Origin of the sequence: Streptomyces sp. NPDC014727, from assembly GCF_043083485.1 — a bacterium.
Lineage (GTDB): Bacteria > Actinomycetota > Actinomycetes > Streptomycetales > Streptomycetaceae > Streptomyces.
This window is the reverse complement of the sequence record NZ_JBIBYR010000017.1, coordinates 128,949-149,497: the sequence shown is the minus strand read 5'-3', so window position 1 is coordinate 149,497 and position 20,549 is coordinate 128,949. Positions and strand designations below refer to the sequence as shown.

Genomic DNA, 20,549 nt, shown 5'->3' with positions numbered 1-20,549 from the left:
GGGGGGTTTTCCCCGCGGGGTTTTGTGGGGTGTGTGGTTTTTTTTTGGGACCCCTTTTTTTTTTTTTGTTTGTTTTTTTTTTTTTTTTTTTGGGGGGGGGGGGGGGGGGCGGGCCCCCCGCCCGGCGACTGCGAGTCATATGGAGCAGATGGTGATCATCTCTTTCGTACGACGACGAAGTCCGCGAGCGCGGTGAGCTGCGCCCGCACGGTGTGCGGCATGTCGACACGGTGCAGTGCCTCGATGGCGACCGCATGCTGTCGACGTGCCTCCTGGGCGGTCCATTCGCGGCCGCCCGCCTCCTCGATGAGCGCCGCGCGGGCGGCGAACTCCTCCTCGGAGAAGCTGTCGAAATCGCTGCTCTTCGCGTCGGCGGCGAGCAGTTCGCCGAGGCGCTCCGAGGCCGGACCGCCCGCGGCGAGCGCGGCGACGACCGGCAGGGACTTCTTGCGCTGACGCAGATCGCTCCAGGTCTGCTTGCCGGTGGACTCGGGGTCGCCCCAGATGCCGAGCAGATCGTCGACGGCCTGGAAGGCGAGGCCGAGGTGGTAGCCGTAGGCCTCCAGGGTGTCGGCGGTACGGTCGTCGGCGCCGCCGAGTACCGCACCGATGGAGCAGGCGCAGGCCAGCAGGGCGCCGGTCTTGTTGCCCTCCATCTCCAGGCACTCCTCGACGGTGACCCGCTCCCGGTGCTCGTAGGAGATGTCCTGGGCCTGCCCGTCGATGAGCTTGCGGGTGGCGACGGTCAGCCGACGGGCCGCCCGGCCCGCCTCGACGGTGCCGAGCTCCAGCAGGATCTCGTTGGCGAGCGCGAAGAGCGCGTCGCCGACCAGGATCGCCTGGGCGGGGCCGTGCACCTTCCAGACGGTGTCGCGGTGGCGGCGCTGTTCGTCGCCGTCCATCAGGTCGTCGTGCAGCAGCGAGAAGTTGTGCACGAGTTCGACGGCCACGGCGCCGGGGACGCCGGCCTCCGCCGCGGCCCCGGCCGCCTCCGCGGACAGCAGGGCGAGCGCCGGGCGGACGGCCTTGCCGCCGTCGCCGTCAGCGGGCCGTCCCTGGGCGTCGATCCAGCCGAAGTGGTAGGCGGCGACGGTGTCCATGGGCGGTGCGAGCCGGTCAACGGCGGCCCGGAGCACCGGCGCGGAAAGGGCCCGTCCGCGCTCCAGAAGCGCGGTGACGTCCGTGGTGTCGGCCACGGGGTCGTAAGCCGGATTCGCCGGGGTCACTGACTCTCCTCTTGTTCCGGTGGTACTGCTCATGCCGCCTCCTGCAGCGGATGTTCATGGGAGCGGCCGAGTGCCCGGAGCGCGACGTCCGCCGCGCTGAATCCGCTGCGGACGGCACCCTCCATCGTCGCGGGCCAGCCGGTGGCCGTCCAAGCTCCGGCCAGGCTGAGGCCGGGGAGCCGGGTGCGGGCTCCGGGCCGCAGCCGGCCGACGCCGGGGGCGGGGGCGAAGGTCGCCGTGCGCTCCCGGGTGACGAAGAAGTCCCTGATCCCGGCGGTGCGGGCAGCCGGAAGGAGCCGCTCCAGCTCCGGCAGATAACGCTCCCGCAGCTCGGCGACGGGCAGGTCGATCTCCTCGTCGGCGGCGGACTGGGACACCGCGAGGTACTGCCCGGGTCCGGTGAGCCCCGAGGCGTCCGTACGGTCGAAGACCCACTGGACCGGGGAGCCGAGCGCGGCGAAGAACGGGCGACGCAGCACCTTGCGGTCGTAGACGACGTGCACATTGAGGATCGGCGACGTGCCGATGTCGAGCAGCCGGTCCGGCTCGTCGAGCGCGCCCTCGGGCAGCAGTTCACGGGTCTCGCGCTGGGGAACGGCGAGGACGACGGTGTCCGCCTCGATCCGTTCGCCGCCGGTGTCGACGATCCAGCAGCCATGCTCCGAACGGGTGAGGGAGGAGGCCTTCGTACGGAGTTCGGTGCGCACTCCGGCGGAATCGAGGGCCTTGCGGGCCAGCGTGTCGTGCACCTCACCGAGCGGCACGCTCGCCCAGCCGATGTCCGCGGCGCCGGGCTCGGAGAGGAGTCCGGTCTTGAAGACCTTCGCGGCGAGGGCCAGCGAGGAGTTCGGCGCGGTGGCGTTGAGCGTGGCGACGCCGACCAGGTCCCAGAGGGCCTCGATGGTGCGCGGCGACTGGCCGTGCCGGGCGAGCCAGCTGCCGAAGTCGACGGCGTCGAGCGCCGGGTCGTCCGGGTCCAGGCGACCCAGCGCCAACGCGGCGCGTCCGACGCCCGCCCGCTCGGCGAGCGAGAGGTGCGGATAGCCGGCGAGGCCCGCGGCGAGGTGGAACGGCACCGGCAACGCGTTGCGGCGCAGCCGTCCCAGCCGGGGGCCCGAGGGGCGCCCGACATCGAGAACGGGCACGTCCAAACGGTCTTGCAGGGGCGCCAGGCGAGTCCCGTCGACGCGGTCGAGAAACCAGCGGTACGCGGTGCAGCAACGCAGGTAGACATGCTGTCCGTTGTCGACCGTCAGTTCGCCGCGCCGGAAGGAGAAGGCGAGTCCGCCGAGCCTGGGCCGCCCTTCGAGCAGGGTCACGTCAAGCCCTGCGTCGGCGAGACGCAGGGCCGCGGTGATGCCGGCGAGCCCGCCGCCGATCACCACCGCGCGGGAGGAACGCGGGCCGTCGTCCGTCATGCGTCCTCCTTTCGCCGGGTCACTTCAGTCAGGGACGCGTCAGTACACCAGAGGGTTGACCACTGATCGCAACGTGTTTCCGTGATGCACATGGTGCGCGAGATGTCCGTACGGCGCATCAGACACGCCTCCCGGCCGTCCGACGGGAGATGTACCGCGCGTCGAGACCCGAGAGTCCGCGCACCGCGACATACGCCTTCTCGTGGCCCGGCAGCGAGACCCGGCCGCGCAGCACCGCCTCGGGATCGCGCTCGATCCGGTCGAGCAGCCGCCGGTAGATCCCTGCCATGGCCGCGACACAGGCGCCGCTGCGCCGGTCCAGCATCGGCAGTAGCCGATATCCCTCGGCGAACAGCGCGCGGGCACGACGGACCTCGAAGTGCACCAGGCCCGCGAAGTCGGCGCCGGACGGCGGGGTGGCCCGGTGGAAGCCGGCCGAGCAGCCGAACTTGGCCAGGTCGTCGGCGGGCAGGTAGGTACGTCCGTTGCCCGCGTCCTCGCGCACGTCACGCAGGATGTTGGTCAGCTGGAGCGCGAGGCCCAGCGTGTCGGCGTACTCCGCGGCCCGGTCGACACCCGGAGCGCCTGGTTCCGTACCGAAGACGCCCAAGCTGAGGCGGCCGATCGCACCCGCGACGCAGCGGCAGTAGACCTTGAGGTCGTCCCAGGTCTCGTACGTCGCACCGCGTACATCCATCAGCACGCCGTCGATGAGTTCGTCGAGCCCGCCGAGCGGGATCGGGAATCGGCGCGCGGCATCGGCGAGCGCGACGGCCACCGGATCGGTGTCGTCCTCGTCGATCGCGCCGCCACGGATCCGGTCCAGGACCGCGCGGGTGCTCTCCAGGCGAATCCGCTTGGTCTCCGGCTCCAGTGCACCGTCACCGATGTCGTCGACACGACGGGAGAAGGCGTACAGCGCCGACATGGCCTGTCGCTTCTCGGCCGGCAACAACCTGATCCCGTACGCGAAGTTACGCGCCTGCTGTCCGGTGACCGCCTCGCAGTACCTGTATGCGGCCTGTACCGGTGCCGACATGTAGGTCGTCTGTCCCTCCACGGTCCGGCTCACCCCTCTCTCCGCGCTCTTCGCAAGACAACTCCCGCCTCGCGCAGCAGGCTGGGCTTGGTGGGCTTGGGCGGTCCGGGCAGTACGTCGAACCCGGCGGCCGCGATCGCGGTGAGGGCGGCACGCCCCCCGCCCACGAATCCGGCGAGAAGCACCTTGAGCCTGCCGTGGACGCTACCCACCAGGGGGGTGCCTTCATTCAGCAGTTCCCGAGCGCGTTCCGCTTCGTACGCAACCAGCGAACGCACCGACGCGCCCCCCGAAGGGGCGGCCAGGTCGGTTTCACGGACGTGGAATCGCGCCATGTCGTCCGCGGGAAGATAGATCCGGTCGCGGTCGAGGTCCTCGGCGACGTCCTGGAGGTGCTCGACGATCTGCAGGGCCGTGCAGACGGCGTCGGAGCGGCGGACACGTTCGGGGCTGGCGGTTGCGGTGATCTGCAGGACCAGCCGGCCCACGGGGTTGGCGGAGAGCTCGCAGTAGGCGACGAGTTCCTCATAGGTCCCGTAGCGGCGGACCTTCTGATCCTGCCGGTTGGCCTCGATGAGGCCCAGGAAGGGCTCGGGGGTGAGCCCGCAGCGCCGCACGGTGGGGCGCAGTGCGCGCAGCAGGGGGTGGTGCGGGCCGTCGCCGACGGAGTCGAAGACCCGGCGCAGATCGGCCTCGAAGGCGTCGAGCATGGCGAGCCGGTCATCGGTCTGCGCGGGGTCGAGACCGAGGTGGCGGGCGTCCGCGCCGCCGGGGGCGAGATCACCGTCGCCGATGTCGTCGACGAGGCGGGCGTAGCCGTAGACGGCCATCAGGTCGTCGCGCCAGGCGCGCGGCAGGAAGAAAGGTGCGACGGGGAAATTCTCGTCCGCGGCCTTGTCGAGGGTGCTGGGCACGGCAGCATCGGTGCGTGCCTGCCGGGTACGGGTCACCGCCGACCGCCCGGCGCTGGGACGGCGTGAGCACCTCGGAGCTGGAGATCTTCCGTCATTGCCGTCACATCTCCCGTTCTACACTGCTGACCCAAAACATCCCATTCCGGACACGCCGCCCGCTCTGCCGAGTGCGGAGCACGCCTGCGGGCCGTTTGGCCAGGCGGTATCGCCCCACTTGCAACGAATCAGCACCGGTACAGCTTACGTTGTACAACGCTCATCGATACGTCGGGGTGTTACGCGCAGCGGAACAACGCGCTCTGCCCCGCCAACCTTCCCCGTGCGCAAGGAAATTGACGTCATCCGTCGGGAGGAGATCTTGTACGGGGCGTACCGCCGAGGGTGGGGGACGCCCCGGGCGTCCACGATCCGGACACCGGCGCGGCCTCCGCCGGGGAGTCCCGGCGGAGGCCGCGTCGTTGCCGGGGAACCGGCGGAGCGTCTATTTGCCGGTCTCGCGCTCGTACGCCTTGAGGACCTCATCGGTCGGACCGTCCATCAGCAGCTCGCCCTTCTCCAGCCACAGCACCCGGTCGCAGGTGTCCCTGATGGACTTGTTGCTGTGGCTGACCAGGAAGACGGTGCCCGCTTCCTTCCGGAGCTCCCTGATGCGCTTCTCGGAGCGGATCTGGAACTTGCGGTCACCGGTCGCCAGCGCCTCGTCGATCATGAGGACGTCATGGTTCTTCGCGGCGGCGATGGAGAACCGCAGCCGCGCGGCCATGCCGGAGGAGTACGTCCTCATCGGCAGGGTGATGAAGTCGCCCTTCTCGTTGATTCCGGAGAAGTCGACGATGCCCTGGTAACGCTCCCGGATCTCCTCGCGCGACATGCCCATCGCGAGGCCGCCGAGCACGACGTTGCGCTCACCGGTCAGATCGCTCATCAGCGCCGCGTTCACCCCGAGCAGTGACGGCTGGCCGTCCGTGTACACCTTGCCGTGCTCGGTCGGGAGCAGACCGGCGATGGCCCGCAGCAGGGTCGACTTGCCGGAGCCATTGGTCCCGATCAGACCGATGGCCTCGCCGCGGTAGGCGGTGAAGGAGACACCGCGGACGGCGTGCACCTTCCGTACGCCGCGCGGCTCGCCCTTGCCGCGGCGCAGTATCCGGCTCAGCGCCGCGGTGGCGCTGCCCTTGCCTCCGCCACCGCCGTTGACCCGGTACACGATGTGCACATCGTCGGCGATGACGGTGGGGACGCGCCCCGAGGTGTTGTCGTCAGCCACGGCCGTACCGTTCCTCTGCCTTCCAGAAGTACACGAAGCCCACGACGCCGACGAGGACCGCCCAGGCGAGCGCGACGATCCAGACGTGCGCCGGCAGGTTGCCCGCGCCGTAGCCGTCGATCAGCGCGAACCGGATCAGGTCCATGTAGATGGCCGCCGGGTTGTACTGCAGCACATCGGCGATCCAGTCCGGCTTGTCCTTGAGCATCACCGGGATGGAGAACATGACGCCCGACGCGTACATCCAGGTCCGCATCACGAACGGCATCAGCTGGGCGAGGTCAGGGGTCTTGCTGCCGAGCCTGGCCATGATCAGCGCCAGTCCGGTGTTGAAGAGGAACTGCATGGCCAGCGCCGGGACGATCAGCAGCCACGAGAGACCGGGGTAGCTGCCGAAGGCGACGGCCACGACCGCGAGCACGATCATCGAGAACAGCAGTTGCTGGAGCTGCTGCAGCGAGAACGAGACGGGCAGCGAGGCCCGCGGGAAGTGCAGGGCCCGGACCAGTCCCAGGTTGCCGGAGATGGCCCGCACGCCCGCCATCACCGAGCTCTGGGTGAAGGTAAAGACGAAGACACCGGTCACCAGGAACGGAATGAAGACGTCCTGGGTCATTCCCTTCCTGGTGCCGAGGATCAGCCCGAAGATCAGGTAGTAGACCAGGGCGTTGAGCAGAGGCGTGGCCACCTGCCACAGCTGGCCCAGCTTGGCCTGGCTGTACTGAGCGGTCAGCTTCGCCCTGGAGAACGCCATGATGAAGTGGCGGCGGCCCCAGAGCTGCCGGATGTACTCGAAGAGCCCCGGCCGGGCGCCGCTCACCGTCAGGCCGTACTTGGCGGCCATCTCGGCCGAGCTCAGGCCGTCGTCGGCGGATGGTGGGGTGCTCAGGGCGACCGCACCATCATGGGTTGTGTCACTCACCAGATGAAACTCTCGTATTCAAGATGCGCGGCCAGTCGCGGGCGCGGCTCGGAGCGGACAGGTCCCGTGGAGAAGAAGTACGTCTCATGCTCTCAGAGGAGAGCCTCTCAGATCACGGGAGGTCGGCCGAGTCTGGTCAGCCGCCATACCGTGCGCCACCTCATCGGACGGCGGGTTCCGCACGGCGTGGACCAGCCTTCGCGGAAGCCGCTGAACCAGGCCTTCAGAGCCGGGCCGGAAGGCTTGCGCAGCAGCGTCAGCAGCAGCCACACGCCGAGGTACACGGGGACCAGCGGCGCGGGCAGATTGCGCCGTGCCAGCCAGACCCGGTTGCGGGCCACCATGCGGTGGTACACCGCGTGCCGGGACGGGGCGGTCGTCGGGTGGTTGAGGACCATGTCCGCGCGGTAGTCGATCATCCAGCCGGCGTCCAGCGCCCGCCAGGCCAGATCGGTCTCCTCGTGCGCGTAGAAGAACTGGCCGGGCAGCGGACCGACCTCTGCGATGACCTTGGTGCGCACGGCGTTGGCGCCGCCGAGGAAGGTCGTCACTCGCGAGGAACGCATCGGGTCGGCGGCGCGCAGCCGCGGCACGTGCCGACGCTGGGTGACACCGGTGTCGGGATCGGCGATCCGGAAGCTGATGATGCCCAGCTCGGGGTCGTCGTCGAACGCCCGCCGGCACAGCTCGGCGGTGTCGCTGAGCGGGAGCAGTCCGTCGTCGTCGAGGAAGAGCAGGGCGTCCACGTCGGCACCCGACGGGCCGAAGGCCTCGATCCCGACGTTGCGGCCGCCGGGGATGCCCAGGTTCTCGGGCAGCTCGACGGTGCGCACCCCCGCCGGGACGTCCGGCACGGGGGCGCCGTTTCCGACGACGACCACCTCGATCCGGTCGCCGTCCTGCTTGGCGACCGAATCAAGGAGGGCGCGCAGCTCCGCGGGGCGGTTGCCCATCGTGATGATGACCGCGCCGAGCTTCATGGGTGTGCTCACTTCAGCCTGCTCGACGCCAGGATCGACACCAGGTGCAGGAGCGTCTGCAGCAACGCGATGCCGGCCAGAACCGCGACCATGAGACGGCTGAAGAACAGATCGTCCCTGACCGTGTCGAGGACGGCCGTCACGAGGATCAGCAGTGACGCCTCGATGCCGAGGATCAGCCGGTGGAACTTGAGCGCACCGGCGGCCCGGCGGGCGAGCGCCATGCCGGACGAGCGCGGCTCGGAGGCGGCCTCCTTGACCGGCGGCAGCCCGCCCTGGTGGCGTGCGACGCCGACGAGGTCGGTCTCGGCCTTGATCAGGATGGCGCCGAGGGCCGCGAGGGTGCCCAGGAAGGCCCACAGCCAGTCGATCCGTCCGGGGCCCCACGGATCGGCGGCGCGCAGGCCGAAGCCGACCAGCACGGCGGCGTCGCAGAGATACGCGGCGACGCGGTCCATGTAGACCCCGCCCAGTGAGAACTGCTTCTTCCAGCGGGCCACCTCGCCGTCGACACAGTCGAGCAGCAGATAGAGCTGGACCATGAGGACACCGAGCAGCGCTCCGGGAATGCCGGGAACGAGCAGGGCCGGTGCGGCGAGCACGCCCGCGACGGTCATCACATAGGTCAGCTGGTTCGGCGTGACCCTGGTGTTCACCAGGTGCCGGTCCACGCGCAGGGAGATCTCGCGCATGTAGAGCCGACCCGCCCAGTGCTCACCGCTGCGCCGGTCCTTGACACCCGGAGGGTGCACGACCGGACGGAGTTCAGCTATCGATGGCTTTTGCATAGTCGGCGTACGCGTCCCTGATCTGGTCGGTGGACAGGTTGAGGTGTTCCAGGATCGTGAAGCGTCCCGGGCGGGTCTGCGGGGCGTAGTCGACGGCCTGGACGAACTCGTCGGCGGTGAAGCCGATCTCTTCGGGCCGGACGGGCAGACCGTGGCGCCGCAGGGCGCCCGCCATGAGCAGTGCGTCCTCGCGCGCACCACGCAGGTGCATGGCGAAGCAGGCGCCGAGGCCGACCTGTTCGCCGTGGCTCGCCGCACGCCTGGGGTACAGCAGGTCGAAGGCGTGGTTGATCTCGTGGCAGGCGCCCGAGGCCGGCCGGGAGTCACCGGCGACCGACATGGAGATGCCGGTCAGTACCAGTCCCTCGGCCAGCACCTTGAGGAAGGCGTCGTCGCCGATCCCGCCGGGGTGGCGGAGCACGGCCTCGCCGGCCTGCCTGGCCATGGCCGCGGCCAGTCCGTCGATCTCCTCCCCCTTGACCTCGTGGGCGAGCTCCCAGTCGGCCACGCAGGAGATGTTGGAGACCGCGTCACCGATGCCGGACCGCACGAAGCGGGCCGGTGCCTCGCGGACGATGTCGAGGTCGATGACGACGGCGATGGGGGTGGGTACCCCGTAGGAGCCCCGGCCGTTGTCGTTGTCCAAAGTGGCGACCGGCGAGCAGAGACCGTCGTGGGCGAGGTTCGTCGCCACCGCGACCATGGGCAGGCCGACGCGTGCGGCTGCGTACTTCGCCACGTCGACGATCTTGCCGCCGCCGAGGCCGACCACGGCGTCGTAGCGGTTGCCCTTGATGTCGTCGGCGAGCTTGACGGCCGAGTCGAGGGTGCCGTCGGTGACCGGGTACCAGTGGGCGCCGGGCAGCGCGGGGGCCAGCCGCTCGCGCAGAGCACGTCCCGAACCGTCGCTGATCGCGACCGCCAGCTTGCCGGAGGAGGAGATCCGCTGGTCGGCGAGGAGACCGGCCAGATCGTCCAGGGCGCCGCGACGGATGTCGACGACGACCGGGGACGGAATGAGCCGGGTCAGTACTGGCACGCGATCTCACGGCCCTTCGCGAGGTCGTCGTGGTTGTCGATCTCGACCCACGTCACTTCGCCGATGGGGGCTACGTCGACGGTGAAGCCTCGGTTCACCAGCTCCTGGTAGCCGTCCTCGTAGTAAAGGTCGGGGTCGCGCTCGAACGTGGCCTTGAGTGCCTCGGCGAGCTCCGCGGCGGCCTCCGGCTCGATGAGGGTGACGCCGATGTACTCACCGGTCGCGGTGGCCGGGTCCATCAGCTTGGTGATGCGCCGCACACCCTTGTCGCCGTCGGTGACGACCTTCATCTCCTCGTCGGCGAGGTTCTTCACCGTGTCGAGGGCGAGGATGATCCTGCGGCCGTCGCCGCGGGCGGCGAGCAGGGTCTTCTCGACGGAGACCGGGTGCACGGTGTCGCCGTTGGCCAGGATGACGCCGCGCGTCAGGACGTCACGGGCGCACCACAGGGAGTAGGCGTTGTTCCACTCCTCGGCCTTGTCGTTGTCGATCAGGGTGAGGGTGAGGCCGTACTTGGCCTCCAGTTCGGCCTTGCGGTCGTACACCGCTTCCTTGCGGTAGCCGACGACGACGGCGACCTCGGTGAGGCCGATCTCCGCGAAGTTGGCCAGCGTCAGGTCCAGGACCGTCTTCGCAGCGCCGTCCTGTTCAGGGCCCACGGGCACGAGCGCCTTCGGGAGCGTGTCGGTGTAGGGGCGCAGACGCCGTCCTGCACCGGCTGCCAGTACGAGGCCGATCATGCGGGTTCTCCTTCGTCGTGAACGGCGGGTGCTCCGGACGACACCCAGAAGCGGATGGACTCCACGAGCACCACCAGTGCCACAGCCACTGCGAGAGCGGTGAGTGCCACGGTGAAAGCTGAATGCCGGGTGAGTACGGCGGCGAGTACGGCCACCACAAGGGTGCGGCCCTCGTGCCCACCGATCGCGCGGACCAGCCACTGGGGCGGCGCGCCGGTGCCGCCACGAATGCGGTACACGGTGTCGTAGTGATGGTAGGCGACGGCCGATACCAGCCCGAATGCCGCGGGAAGGGCTCCCGCGACATCGCTGCGGGCTGCGAGAACGAGGACGGTGCAGTACTCCGCCGCCCTGAATATGGGCGGTACGAGCCAGTCGAGGGCGCCCTTGAGGGGGCGGGAGACGGCCAGCCCGGAGAAGAGCGCGTAGACGACCGCCGCGAGGATGGTGTGCCAGCTGCCGAAGGGCTGCGAGAGGGCCGACGCGACCACGAGCAGTCCGCCGAGCAGGGCCATGACGGGAGCGGTCCAGGGCCCCTTCGTCCATCCGATCGCCGCGACGAGCTGTGCGAGGGGCCCGGAGTCGGCGAGGTCCGCCAGTGCGCGGGCGGCACGGTCGGTGCGCCGGGCCTTGCGGGTCAGCGAGCGCAGCAGGCGGCCGGCCGTGGTGTAGCAGGCCGCGAAGGCGCAGCCGATGAGCAGGGCGTAGAAGACGATCCGGGGGGTGGTCACCGCGGTGAGCACCGCGATCATCGCCCAGCGCTCGCCGATCGGCAGCACTATCATCCGGCGCGCCCAGACTGTCCAGCCGACGCTGTCGAGCCGGTCGGAGAGGGCCGCCGTGGGGCTCGAATTGGCCACCGCGTCGTGGTTGGCCTCGTTGAACGAGAAGTCGATGACATGGCGGCAGGCCTGGAGCACCATCGCGCCGAGGGCCAGCGCCCATACGTCGTCCCCGCCACGGGCGGCGCCGAGCGCGAGGCCGGCGTAGTACGCGTACTCCTTGGCCCGGTCGAAGGTGGCGTCCAGCCAGGCACCCATCGTCGAGTACTGCAGCGAGTAGCGGGCGAGCTGCCCGTCGGTGCAGTCCAGGACGAAGGAGAGGAGCAGCAGCACTCCGGCGGCGATGTAGCCGCCGCGTGTGCCGGTCGCCGCGCTGCCCGCCGCGATCAGCGCGGTGAGCAGGGACGCGGTGGTGACCTGGTTCGGCGTCAGGCCGCGGCGGGCGCACCAGCGGGCGATGTAGCGGGAGTACGGGCTGATGAAGAACGTGGTGAAGAAGCCGTCGTGGGCCTTCACGGCGCTGCGCAGCCGTACCGCCTCGTCGTCGACGGCGGCGACGGCGTTCCGCGCGGTCGTGCGCGCGGACTCGTCGGCCGGCACGGTGGCGACCAGCGAACCGAGCTCGGGACGCTGCACGGCGGTGCCCTCGGCGTCCATGGTGACGGCGAGGCGGCCCGGCACGGTGCGGTCGGTGACCGTCGCCGCGGTCGCGCCCGAGCTCGTGGGGACGCCGGCACCGACGGCCGCGGCCGTGGTGCTCAGGGCCCGCACGAGCGCGGCGCGCGCCTCGGGCTGCGCGGTGAGCGCGCCGGGCACGGTGGCGGCGGGGAAGCGCGGGTCGGTGAGTCCGAGCCGGAGAGCATGGACATGGCCGACGAAGCGGGGGTCGACCAGTGCGACGCGGCGGTCGGCGGGGACGGCCGAGAGCAGCCGTGCGGCCTCGGACACATCGGCGGCGATCTGTACGTCGAAGCCCAGTGACCGCAGATCGTCCGCGAGCGACGACCCGGGTACCGGCACACCGGTGAGGATGGCGGTCGACAGACGAACTCACTCCTTGGTGCTGACGGGGTCGGCGCGCGACAGTGCGGCCCACAAGCGGGCCGGCGGCACGTCGGCAGAGGCTATCGGATGAACGGAAGCGGGAGTTCACTGCCCGTTTATGCTCCGTTCGGGGTGGACCGGCATCATGCGGCGCCGTCCGCGATCATCATCGTCGATCCCCGCCTCGCCTGACAAAACGCGGTGCCACGGAGTGCGGTCCCCCTCCCGGACCGGGCCGGACCCGCTCCGGGAGCGAGGCTCTAGGCTGACCCGCATGACATGGCTGATCACAGGCGGAGCTGGGTACATCGGTGCACACGTGGTGCGGTCCATGACGGGGTCCGGTGAGCGGGTGGTCGTCCTCGACGACCTTTCGACCGGTATCGCCGAGCGGCTCCCGGCCGATGTGCCGCTGGTCCGGGGATCGGTCGGCGACCGTGCGCTGCTCGACCGCGTGCTGGCGCGGCACGACATAACGGGTGTGGTGCATCTCGCAGCGAAGAAGCAGGTCGGCGAGTCCGTCGAGAAGCCGCTGCTCTACTACCGGGAGAACGTGGCGGGGCTGACCGTCCTCCTGGAGGCCGTCGTCGCCGCCGGTGTGCGGCGCTTCCTGTTCTCGTCCTCGGCCGCGGTGTACGGGGTACCGGATGTGGAACTCATCACCGAGGACACCCCGTGCGTTCCGATCAATCCGTACGGTGAGACCAAGCTCGCCGGGGAGTGGCTGGTCCGGGCGACCGGAAGGGCCCATGCCCTGTCCACCGGCTGCCTGCGCTACTTCAACGTGGCCGGAGCGGCGACGCCGGAACTGTCGGACACGGGGGTCTTCAATGTGATTCCAATGTTCTTCGACCGGCTGACCCGGGGCGAGGCCCCCCGGATCTTCGGCGACGACTACCCGACCCCCGACGGCACCTGCGTCCGCGACTACATCCACGTCGCGGATCTCGCCGACGCGCATCTCGCCCTCGCCCGGAGGCTGGCCGGACCGGGCACCGGCGACCTGACCGTGAACATCGGCCGCGGCGAGGGCGTCTCGGTGCGCGAGCTGGCCGACGTGGTGGGCGAGGTCAGTGGCCTGCACCGGAAGCCGGAGGTCCACCCACGCCGTCCCGGTGATGCGGCGAAGGCCGTCGCGTCCGCGGTCCGGGCGTCCGAGGAGTTGGGCTGGGCACCCCGGCAGGGGGTGCGCGAGATGGTCGAATCCGCCTGGCGGGGCTGGTGCCTGCGCCACCCCGAGGCACGCGGAAACTGAGCCGTCAGTGATCGCCCCACAGCCCTGACCTGCAGCCATTTCCGCAGGTCAGGGCATATGACAACGGTGTTCAGTACCGTGTTGCCCGATACCCCCCACCCGTAGTTCACTGGCAGTGCTCGGGCCGATCGCGTCCGAGTCCGCGAGACGACCGGGAGGCGTCCCCATGGGGGCAGGGCACGACCACGGCCACACACACGGCGGGCCACCGCCCACCGGCACAGCGGCCGCCGCGTACAAGGGCCGGCTGCGGATCGCTCTGACCATCACGCTCACCGTGATGGTCATGGAGATCGTCGGCGGACTGCTCTCCGGCTCCCTCGCGCTGATCGCCGACGCGGCCCACATGGCGACCGACGGCCTGGGCCTGGGCATGGCGCTGCTGGCGATCCACTTCGCCAACCGGCCGGCCGGGCTCAACCGCACCTTCGGTTTCGCCCGTGCCGAGATCCTCGCCGCCCTGGCGAACTGTCTGCTGCTGCTCGGCGTGGGCGGTTTTCTGCTCTTCGAGGCGATCGGGCGCTTCATCACCCCGGCCGAGACCAGGGGCGGGCTGACGATCGTCTTCGCCCTGGTCGGCATGGTCGCCAACATGGTCTCGCTGTCGCTGCTGATCCGCGGGCAGAAGGACAGTCTCAATGTGCGCGGCGCCTATCTGGAGGTGCTCGCGGACACACTCGGCTCGTTCGCCGTGCTGATCTCGGCAGGAGTCATCCTGGCCACCGGATGGCAGGCCGCCGACCCCATCGCCTCGCTGGTGATCGGCCTGATGATCGTCCCCCGTACGGTGAAGCTGCTCAGGGAGACGCTCAACGTGCTGCTGGAGGCGGCCCCCAAGGGCGTCGACATGGGGGAGGTACGGGCCCACATCACCGCCCTGCCCGGGGTGCTGGACGTCCACGACCTGCACGCCTGGACGATCACCTCGGGAATGCCGGTCCTCTCCGCCCATGTGGTGGTACGCCAGGACATGCTCGACTCGATCGGTCACGAGAAGCTCCTCCACGAACTGCAGGGCTGCCTCGGCGTCCACTTCGATGTGGAGCACTGCACATTCCAGCTGGAGCCGAGCGGCCATGCCGAGCACGAGGCCAAGCTCTGCCACTGAACCGCCGTTCAGGGGGCGGTGTACGGTGTCCGGCGAGGCATGTCGGCCTCCCCGTGCACGAGAGGAGCTGAGGTTGATGACCGTCGCGACGGCGCCCGCCCGGCGCAGCATCCGGTCCTTCCTCGACTTCCGGGCCCTCGGCTAGCACCCCGACTCGCACCGGGTCGACACGTTGGCCGGAGCCCTCGCACACAAGGGTTTCCCCCGTTGACCGACAACGATCACGCATCCGTTCCGAGGCGTTCTTCTCCCTGCATCACCGCCTGCCCCGGCAGAGCCCCGGCTCCGACACCACCACCCGGCAGCTGCTGGAGCTCGCCGGCCCGCTGCACCGTCCGCGCTGGGCGACCCGGCCGGAGAGGCGGCGGACGGGGCCGCGGTGCACACCGTCAACGCCGCCGCGTTCCCGACGCCGGACGAGGCCCGTCTCGTCGACGCGCTGCGCGCCGATCCGGCGGCCTGGCTGCCCGGCCTCGCTCGCGTGGCGCTGGACGGTCCGGACGGCGACATCGCCGCGTACGCGCTGCTGACCCGGTGCCGGGTCGGGGACGCGCCCGCTCTGGCGCTGGCCCCGGTGGCGACGGCCCCGGACCGTCAGCAGCAGGGCGCCGGCCAGGCAGCGGTGCGGGCGGCGCTCGACGCGGCCCGGCTGCGGGGCGAGTCCCTCGTCCTGGTGCTCGGTCATCCCGAGTACTACCCGAGGTTCGGCTTCGTACCGGCGTCCCGGTACGGAATCCGGCCGGGCTTCGACGTCCCGGACGAGGCGATGATGGCCCTGGTGCTCGACGACTCCGTGCCGGTGCCGCGGGGCACGATCCGCTACCCGGCGGCTTTCGGCGTCTGACGTGCCGTCCGGTCCCGTCGCACCCGTGGCGAGGCGGGGCCGGACATGCCAGAACCCGAAGTACGGACAAGCGGCTTTTGTGCGGCAGACTTGAGCGGACTCGACGGGACCGGCGCACGAGGCCGGGACCATAGCGAAGGATGGGTATGCCGACCACACCAGCCACCGCGGCGAACAGCTCGTCGAACGGCACAGCAGAAGCGATCATGCTCGAACTGGTCGATGAAAACGGCACCACCATCGGTACGGCGGAGAAGCTCGCCGCCCATCAGCCGCCCGGTCAACTGCACCGGGCCTTCTCGGTGTTCCTCTTCGACGAGCAGGGCAGGCTGCTGCTGCAGCGTCGGGCGCTCGGCAAGTACCACTCCCCCGGCGTCTGGTCGAACACCTGCTGCGGCCACCCCTACCCGGGTGAGGCGCCCTTCGCCGCCGCCGCCCGGCGCACGTACGAGGAGCTGGGGATCTCGCCCTCCCTGCTGGCCGAGGCGGGCACGGTGCGCTACAACCACCCCGATCCGGCCTCCGGCCTGGTGGAGCAGGAGTTCAATCACCTCTTCGTGGGAATGGCGCAGGACCGGCTCCGCCCGGACCCGGAAGAGGTCGGCGAGACCGCGTTCGTGACGGCCGACGAGCTGGCCCAGCGGCATGCGCAGGCACCGTTCTCCGCCTGGTTCATGACGGTGCTGGATGCCGCCCGGCCCGCGATCAGGGAACTGACCGGACCGTCCGCCGGCTGGTGACGGGCCGACTGCCGCGGCACGCGGGCCCGCTCAGGCCAGAGGCTTCAGTGGCAACGCCGCCCAGATGATCTTGCCGCCGCCTGCGGTGTGTTCCACATCGCAGGCGCCCCCGGCCTCCCGGGTGATCTCCCGGACCAGCAGCAGACCGCGTCCGCCGGTCTGTGCGTGGTCCGTCTCCAGGGCCGTAGGACGGTAGGGATGGTTGTCCTCGACGGACACCCTGATCCACTCCGCGCCGACGGCCACCTCGACGGCCAGCTCCGGCGAGAGCAGCGCCGCATGCTTGACCGCATTGGTGACCAGCTCGGAGACGATGAGCAGCAGCCCTTCGGCGATGTCGTCGTCCACCGGCACGCCCTGGCGGTTCAGCAGATCGCGCACCGCTCGCCTGGCCTGCGGTACGGAGACGTCCACGGCCGGGGCGGTGAACCGCCAGACACCCTCGTACGACACGGGCCGGGCGGGGACACTTCCGCGGCTCTCCATAGTGCGGTACCCGCTCTCGACTCGGTAGTGACTGCACGTCGAGTACAGAGTGCGGGGCGTAGTCGGCCCGGACCGTGCTACTGAACAGAAGTCGACTTCTATCGACAGTTTCTGGCCGAACCTGCGCGAAAGCATCAACTCTTGGACCGGATCTGGTCCTCTCCTGCGGGTGCGCCCGGTAGTTCTCCAGTCGTCCGTTGATCCGCGACCATCGAGACGATACGGCGGCCTCCGACGACGCCGATCGCGATCAGGCCGAGCCCGTCGAAGAGCTGCGGCAAGGAGAAGAAGAGACCGAGGTGAGCGTCGCGACGCCGGTGTACACGAGGCCGACCGGACCGGCCACGACGAGAAGGGTGCCGAGCAGCGCCATCCGGCCGGAACTCCGGCTCAGCTTCTTGCCCTCGACCGCGGGATCGGCCACGGGAGGCTCCTCACGGTGCGGGCCTGTTCGGCGACCCCTTCTTGATCACAGGTTCGAACCGTACGGATAGCATCCGGCGCATGGACCGTACGGAATCCCGGCTGGAGCACGCCGTCGCGGACGGTGTCGCCACTGTCGTCATCAGCAACCCCGCCAAGCGCAATGCGATGACGGCGGCGATGTGGAGCGCGCTGCCCGGACTGCTGGAGCGGCTGGCCGCCGACGCCGCGGTCCGGGTGCTGGTGCTGACGGGCGCCGGGGACACCTTCTGCGCCGGTGCGGACATCTCCTCGCTCCGGGATCCTGCGGTCGATCCGCAGGCCCTCGCCGTGGCGGCGGAGGAGGCCCTCGCCGTGTTTCCCCGGCCGACTCTCGCGGCGATCCGCGGCTACTGCGTCGGCGGCGGCAGCCAGCTCGCCGCCGCCTGCGATCTGCGGTTCACCGAAGAGGGCGCCTCGTTCGGGGTCACCCCGGCCAGGCTCGGGATCGTGTATCCCGCGTCGTCGACCCGGCGGCTGGTGGCGCTGACCGGCCCGGCAACGGCGAAGCACCTGTTGTTCTCCGGCGAGCTGATCGACACCGCACGGGCGCTGCGGACCGGTCTGGTGGACGAGGTGCTGCCGCCCGGTGAGCTGGGCAAGCGGGTCGACGCGTACGCACGGACCCTGGCGGCGCGCTCGCAGCTGACGCAGGCGGCGGCCAAGGAGTTCGCCACGGGCCGCGAGGACCGGGACGCGTACTGGGCGGAGCAGGCGCGCCGCAGCGGCGACACCGCGGAGGGCGTCGCCGCCTTCCTGGAACGGCGCGCGCCGCGCTTCACCTGGCCGAAAGGGCACGCCCCTGCGGCTACTGGAGGATGAAGCGACTGTCGGCACGGAACTTCTCGACCAGTGCCGCCGGTGCCTTCGCGGGTGAGCCCGCGTCGTACGGCGGCTGCGGGTCGTACTCGCTCAGCAGCTGTACGGACATGGCGTGCTCGTCGCCGGCGATCTTGCCGAGCAGGATGAGTCCCATGTCGATGCCGGAGGAGACACCGGCCGCCGTGACGTACTTGCCGTCCACGACGACGCGTTCACCGGTCGGCTCGGCGCCGAAGTCCTTGAGGGAGTCCAGCGCGAGCCAGTGCGAGGTGGCGCGCCGGCCCGTCAGCAGTCCTGCGGCGGCGAGCAGCAGGGAACCGGTGCAGACGGAGGTGGTCCAGGTGCTGGTGGCATCGGCGGTGCGCAGCCAGTCGAGCAGGGTCTCGTTCTCCATCTGGTTGCTCTGGCCGGGGCCGCCGGGGACGACCACCACGTCCGGCGCCGGCACGTCGGCGATGGTCTTCTCGGCGACGAGCGCGAGGCTGCCGTTGTCGTTGTGCACGGGGCCGCTCCGTTCGGCGACGAACACGGTCTCCGCGCCGGGGATGCGGGCGAGCATTTCGTAGGGGCCCACGGCATCGAGCGAGGTGAAGCGGTCGAAGAGGACGATGGCGATCTGCATGGCGTTGCCTTTCGGTCGGTCGTCGTGGCGGGTGGCGGGTCGGTCGGTCAGCCGGTGGGCTGGGCGCGGAAGCGCCGGCGGTATTCGGCGGGTGCCGTGCCGAGGATCTTGATGAAGGCGCGGCGCATGGCCTCCGGGGTGCCGTAGCCGCAGGCGCGCGAGATGCCGGTGACGCCGTCGGTGGTGTCCTCCAGCAGCCGACGGGCGTGTTCGATACGTACGCGGTCGACGTAGCGGCCCGGCGTGAGCCCCGTCTCGGCCTGGAAGGCACGGGCGAAGTGACGGGGCGAGAGGCGGGCACGGGCGGCGAGCGCCTCGACGGTGAGGTCGTCCTCGAGGTGCTCGGTGATCCAGTGCTGGACCTCGCGCAGCGGTTCGCGCCGGGCGGTCTGCGCGGTGAGCTGGGCGCTGAACTGGGCCTGGTTGCCGGGCCGGCGCAGAAAGACCACGAGGTGACGGGCGATCGTGAGCGCGATGTCCCGGCCGTGGTCCTCCTCGACGAGTGCGAGGGCGAGGTCGATACCGGCGGTGACTCCGGCGGAGGTGGCCAGCCTGCCGTCGCGCACGAAGATCGGGTCGGGGTCGACCTCGACGGCCGGGTGGCTGCGGGCGAGGTGGTCGCAGACCGTCCAGTGCGTGGTCACCCGGTGCCCGTCCAGCAGCCCCGCCGCCGCCAGCAGGAGCGCCCCCGTACAGACCGACACGAGCCTTTCGGCGTGCGGGGTACGGTCCCGGAGCCAGTCGACGAGCGCGGGGGCGGGGGTACGGGTGCCCTCGCCGCCGGGGACGAGGAGGGTGTGCACCGGTCCGGCGTCGGTGAGAGGGCCGTCCGGGACGAGGGTCAGTCCGCTGCTCGTGCGGACCGGGGCTCCGTCGAGGGAGGCCGTGCGCAGTTCGTATGCGGCACCGGAGAGATGGGCGGCCCCGGCGAACACCTCCACCGGACCCGTCACATCGAGGCTCTGGACGCCGTCGAAGAGGACGACGAGTACGGTTCGCTGCGTCATGTCTGCCATCCTGGGCGGCCGACGGCATGGCCGCAATGACGAAAAACCCACCTTTTCAGCCACACGGCCCCCGGGGAACCGGGACTCCCCAGGGGTTACAGGTCGTACCGACCAGTCGGTAACGTAGTCATATGAGCACTCTCCCGGCGCGCGCCGGACGCCGCTGTCACAACGCCCTCAACCCACTGCACTCGACGGTCTACTTCTCCCCCGACCTCGGCAAGGAGTTCGGGGAGCTCGGCATCGACGACCCGAACGCCGCCTACTTCGCCGCGCGCGGCGCGGCGCTGGGCGCCGTCGGCCCCGGCACGGTCACCGCGGCCTTCTACAACTTCAGCCACGACCTCGTCGCCCAGCACCTCCCCGCCGTGTGGTCCGTCGCCTCGCCGCAGGCGGCCCTGGACGCCCGGCTGCGTGCCGCCGACACGACGCTGCGCCGGCTGCTCGGCGAGGAGATCATCGCCTCCCCCGAACTGGCCGAGGCCGCCGGGCTGGCGCTGCGTGCCGCCGAGGCGTGCACCCGACACGCCCGGCCGCTCTACGCCGCCCACGCCGATCTTCCGGTGCCCGAGCAGCCGCACCTGGCGTACTGGCACGCGGGCACGCTGCTGCGCGAACACCGCGGCGACGGTCATGTATCGGCTCTCCTCGCCGCCGGTCTCGATCCGGTGGAGGCCCTGGTCAGCCACACCGCGACCGGCAAGGGCATGAACCCGCGCTGGATCCTCGCCACCCGCGGCTGGCGCCGCAGCGACTGGGAGGAGGCGACCGGGCGGCTGCGTGAGCGGGGAATCCTCGACGGTGAGGGCGAGTTGACGGACGCGGGCGTCGCCCTGCGGGCGGAGCTGGAGGACGTCACGGACCGGATGGATCTGGCCCCGTACGAGCATCTGGGTGAACAGGGCGTGGCGCGGCTGACCGAGCTGGGGCGCGGATTCCTGTTCACGGCGGCGTCGGCCGGCGCGTTCCCCGCCGATCTGATGGGCAAGGGCTGAGCACTCCGAACCGCGGCGACTGGGGTGGTCGGGCGACACGGCGCCCGGC

General features: G+C 70.5%; 19 protein-coding genes and 2 pseudogenes. 6 read left to right on the top strand and 15 right to left on the bottom strand.

The window, feature by feature from the left end; genetic code table 11:
- Positions 1-155: 155 nt before the first annotated feature.
- The 11 genes from ACF1B9_RS25495 to ACF1B9_RS25445 form a co-directional block, all read right to left on the bottom strand.
- Positions 156-1,259, bottom strand: coding sequence for a polyprenyl synthetase family protein (locus tag ACF1B9_RS25495; RefSeq protein WP_351084593.1), 1,104 nt, complete (start codon positions 1,257-1,259; stop codon positions 156-158).
- Positions 1,256-2,644: a hydroxysqualene dehydroxylase HpnE gene (gene hpnE, locus ACF1B9_RS25490; RefSeq protein WP_391744086.1), complete on the bottom strand. Its 1,389-nt coding sequence runs from the start codon at positions 2,642-2,644 to the stop codon at positions 1,256-1,258. Before hpnE ends, ACF1B9_RS25495 begins: the two co-directional genes overlap by 4 nt.
- A gap of 118 nt (positions 2,645-2,762) precedes the next feature.
- Positions 2,763-3,716: a presqualene diphosphate synthase HpnD gene (hpnD, locus tag ACF1B9_RS25485; RefSeq protein WP_391744088.1), complete on the bottom strand. Its 954-nt coding sequence runs from the start codon at positions 3,714-3,716 to the stop codon at positions 2,763-2,765.
- On the bottom strand, positions 3,713-4,633 hold the full coding sequence (gene hpnC / locus ACF1B9_RS25480; protein WP_391744090.1) for a squalene synthase HpnC: 921 nt from the start codon (positions 4,631-4,633) through the stop codon (positions 3,713-3,715). The genes hpnD and hpnC overlap by 4 nt, the downstream gene beginning before the upstream one ends.
- A gap of 445 nt (positions 4,634-5,078) precedes the next feature.
- On the bottom strand, positions 5,079-5,864 hold the full coding sequence (locus ACF1B9_RS25475) for an ABC transporter ATP-binding protein (protein WP_391744091.1): 786 nt from the start codon (positions 5,862-5,864) through the stop codon (positions 5,079-5,081).
- Positions 5,857-6,786: an ABC transporter permease gene (locus tag ACF1B9_RS25470; protein WP_351084584.1), complete on the bottom strand. Its 930-nt coding sequence runs from the start codon at positions 6,784-6,786 to the stop codon at positions 5,857-5,859. The genes ACF1B9_RS25475 and ACF1B9_RS25470 overlap by 8 nt, the downstream gene beginning before the upstream one ends.
- A gap of 107 nt (positions 6,787-6,893) precedes the next feature.
- Positions 6,894-7,766, bottom strand: coding sequence for a glycosyltransferase family 2 protein (locus ACF1B9_RS25465; RefSeq protein ID WP_391744285.1), 873 nt, complete (start codon positions 7,764-7,766; stop codon positions 6,894-6,896).
- An 8-nt stretch (positions 7,767-7,774) separates the two neighbouring features.
- Complete coding sequence (locus ACF1B9_RS25460; RefSeq protein ID WP_391744093.1) at positions 7,775-8,554, bottom strand: CDP-alcohol phosphatidyltransferase family protein; 780 nt, start codon at positions 8,552-8,554, stop codon at positions 7,775-7,777.
- Positions 8,532-9,593 (bottom strand): iron-containing alcohol dehydrogenase family protein, encoded by a 1,062-nt coding sequence (locus ACF1B9_RS25455; RefSeq protein ID WP_391744095.1) that lies wholly within the window; start codon positions 9,591-9,593, stop codon positions 8,532-8,534. The genes ACF1B9_RS25460 and ACF1B9_RS25455 overlap by 23 nt, the downstream gene beginning before the upstream one ends.
- The gene (locus ACF1B9_RS25450; protein WP_391744096.1) at positions 9,581-10,333 is read right to left on the bottom strand and encodes a sugar phosphate nucleotidyltransferase; all 753 of its coding nucleotides are present in this window, start codon (positions 10,331-10,333) and stop codon (positions 9,581-9,583) included. The genes ACF1B9_RS25455 and ACF1B9_RS25450 overlap by 13 nt, the downstream gene beginning before the upstream one ends.
- Positions 10,330-12,102, bottom strand: a complete 1,773-nt coding sequence (locus tag ACF1B9_RS25445; RefSeq protein WP_391744287.1) for a DUF5941 domain-containing protein — start codon at positions 12,100-12,102, stop codon at positions 10,330-10,332. The genes ACF1B9_RS25450 and ACF1B9_RS25445 overlap by 4 nt, the downstream gene beginning before the upstream one ends.
- A 331-nt stretch (positions 12,103-12,433) precedes the next feature.
- On the opposite strand from ACF1B9_RS25445, the gene galE reads away from it, so the two are divergent.
- The 4 genes and pseudogenes from galE to idi all read left to right on the top strand — a co-directional run bounded on the left by galE (position 12,434) and on the right by idi (position 16,106).
- Positions 12,434-13,414 carry a UDP-glucose 4-epimerase GalE gene (galE, locus tag ACF1B9_RS25440; RefSeq protein ID WP_391744097.1) on the top strand — a complete coding sequence of 327 codons (981 nt, stop codon included), beginning with the start codon at positions 12,434-12,436 and terminating at the stop codon, positions 13,412-13,414.
- A 166-nt stretch (positions 13,415-13,580) separates the two neighbouring features.
- A complete protein-coding gene (locus ACF1B9_RS25435; protein ID WP_391744098.1) occupies positions 13,581-14,522 on the top strand; it encodes a cation diffusion facilitator family transporter in 942 nt (313 codons plus the stop codon).
- A 335-nt stretch (positions 14,523-14,857) separates the two neighbouring features.
- Positions 14,858-15,366 (top strand): annotated as a pseudogene (locus ACF1B9_RS25430) (GNAT family N-acetyltransferase); the annotation flags it as partial.
- A 146-nt stretch (positions 15,367-15,512) separates the two neighbouring features.
- Positions 15,513-16,106, top strand: coding sequence for an isopentenyl-diphosphate Delta-isomerase (gene idi, locus ACF1B9_RS25425; RefSeq protein WP_391744099.1), 594 nt, complete (start codon positions 15,513-15,515; stop codon positions 16,104-16,106).
- Between the two features lie 30 nt (positions 16,107-16,136).
- Here the strand turns inward: idi and ACF1B9_RS25420 are convergent, their stop codons facing one another.
- Positions 16,137-16,592 carry an ATP-binding protein gene (locus ACF1B9_RS25420; protein WP_391744101.1) on the bottom strand — a complete coding sequence of 152 codons (456 nt, stop codon included), beginning with the start codon at positions 16,590-16,592 and terminating at the stop codon, positions 16,137-16,139.
- A gap of 292 nt (positions 16,593-16,884) precedes the next feature.
- Positions 16,885-17,016: pseudogene (locus ACF1B9_RS25415) on the bottom strand (HdeD family acid-resistance protein); the annotation flags it as partial.
- Between the two features lie 80 nt (positions 17,017-17,096).
- Here ACF1B9_RS25415 and ACF1B9_RS25410 point away from each other — a divergent pair.
- Positions 17,097-17,876: an enoyl-CoA hydratase/isomerase family protein gene (locus tag ACF1B9_RS25410; protein WP_391744102.1), complete on the top strand. Its 780-nt coding sequence runs from the start codon at positions 17,097-17,099 to the stop codon at positions 17,874-17,876.
- Here ACF1B9_RS25410 and ACF1B9_RS25405 read toward each other — a convergent pair.
- Both ACF1B9_RS25405 and ACF1B9_RS25400 read right to left on the bottom strand, forming a co-directional pair.
- Entirely contained in the window at positions 17,863-18,498 is a 636-nt protein-coding gene (locus ACF1B9_RS25405) for a DJ-1/PfpI family protein (RefSeq protein WP_391744103.1), read from the bottom strand. The genes ACF1B9_RS25410 and ACF1B9_RS25405 overlap by 14 nt on opposite strands.
- A 47-nt stretch (positions 18,499-18,545) precedes the next feature.
- Positions 18,546-19,505, bottom strand: coding sequence for a GlxA family transcriptional regulator (locus ACF1B9_RS25400; RefSeq protein ID WP_391744104.1), 960 nt, complete (start codon positions 19,503-19,505; stop codon positions 18,546-18,548).
- A 131-nt stretch (positions 19,506-19,636) separates the two neighbouring features.
- Between ACF1B9_RS25400 and ACF1B9_RS25395 the strand changes: the two genes are divergently transcribed.
- Entirely contained in the window at positions 19,637-20,500 is an 864-nt protein-coding gene (locus ACF1B9_RS25395) for a hypothetical protein (protein ID WP_391744106.1), read from the top strand.
- Positions 20,501-20,549 lie beyond the last annotated feature (49 nt).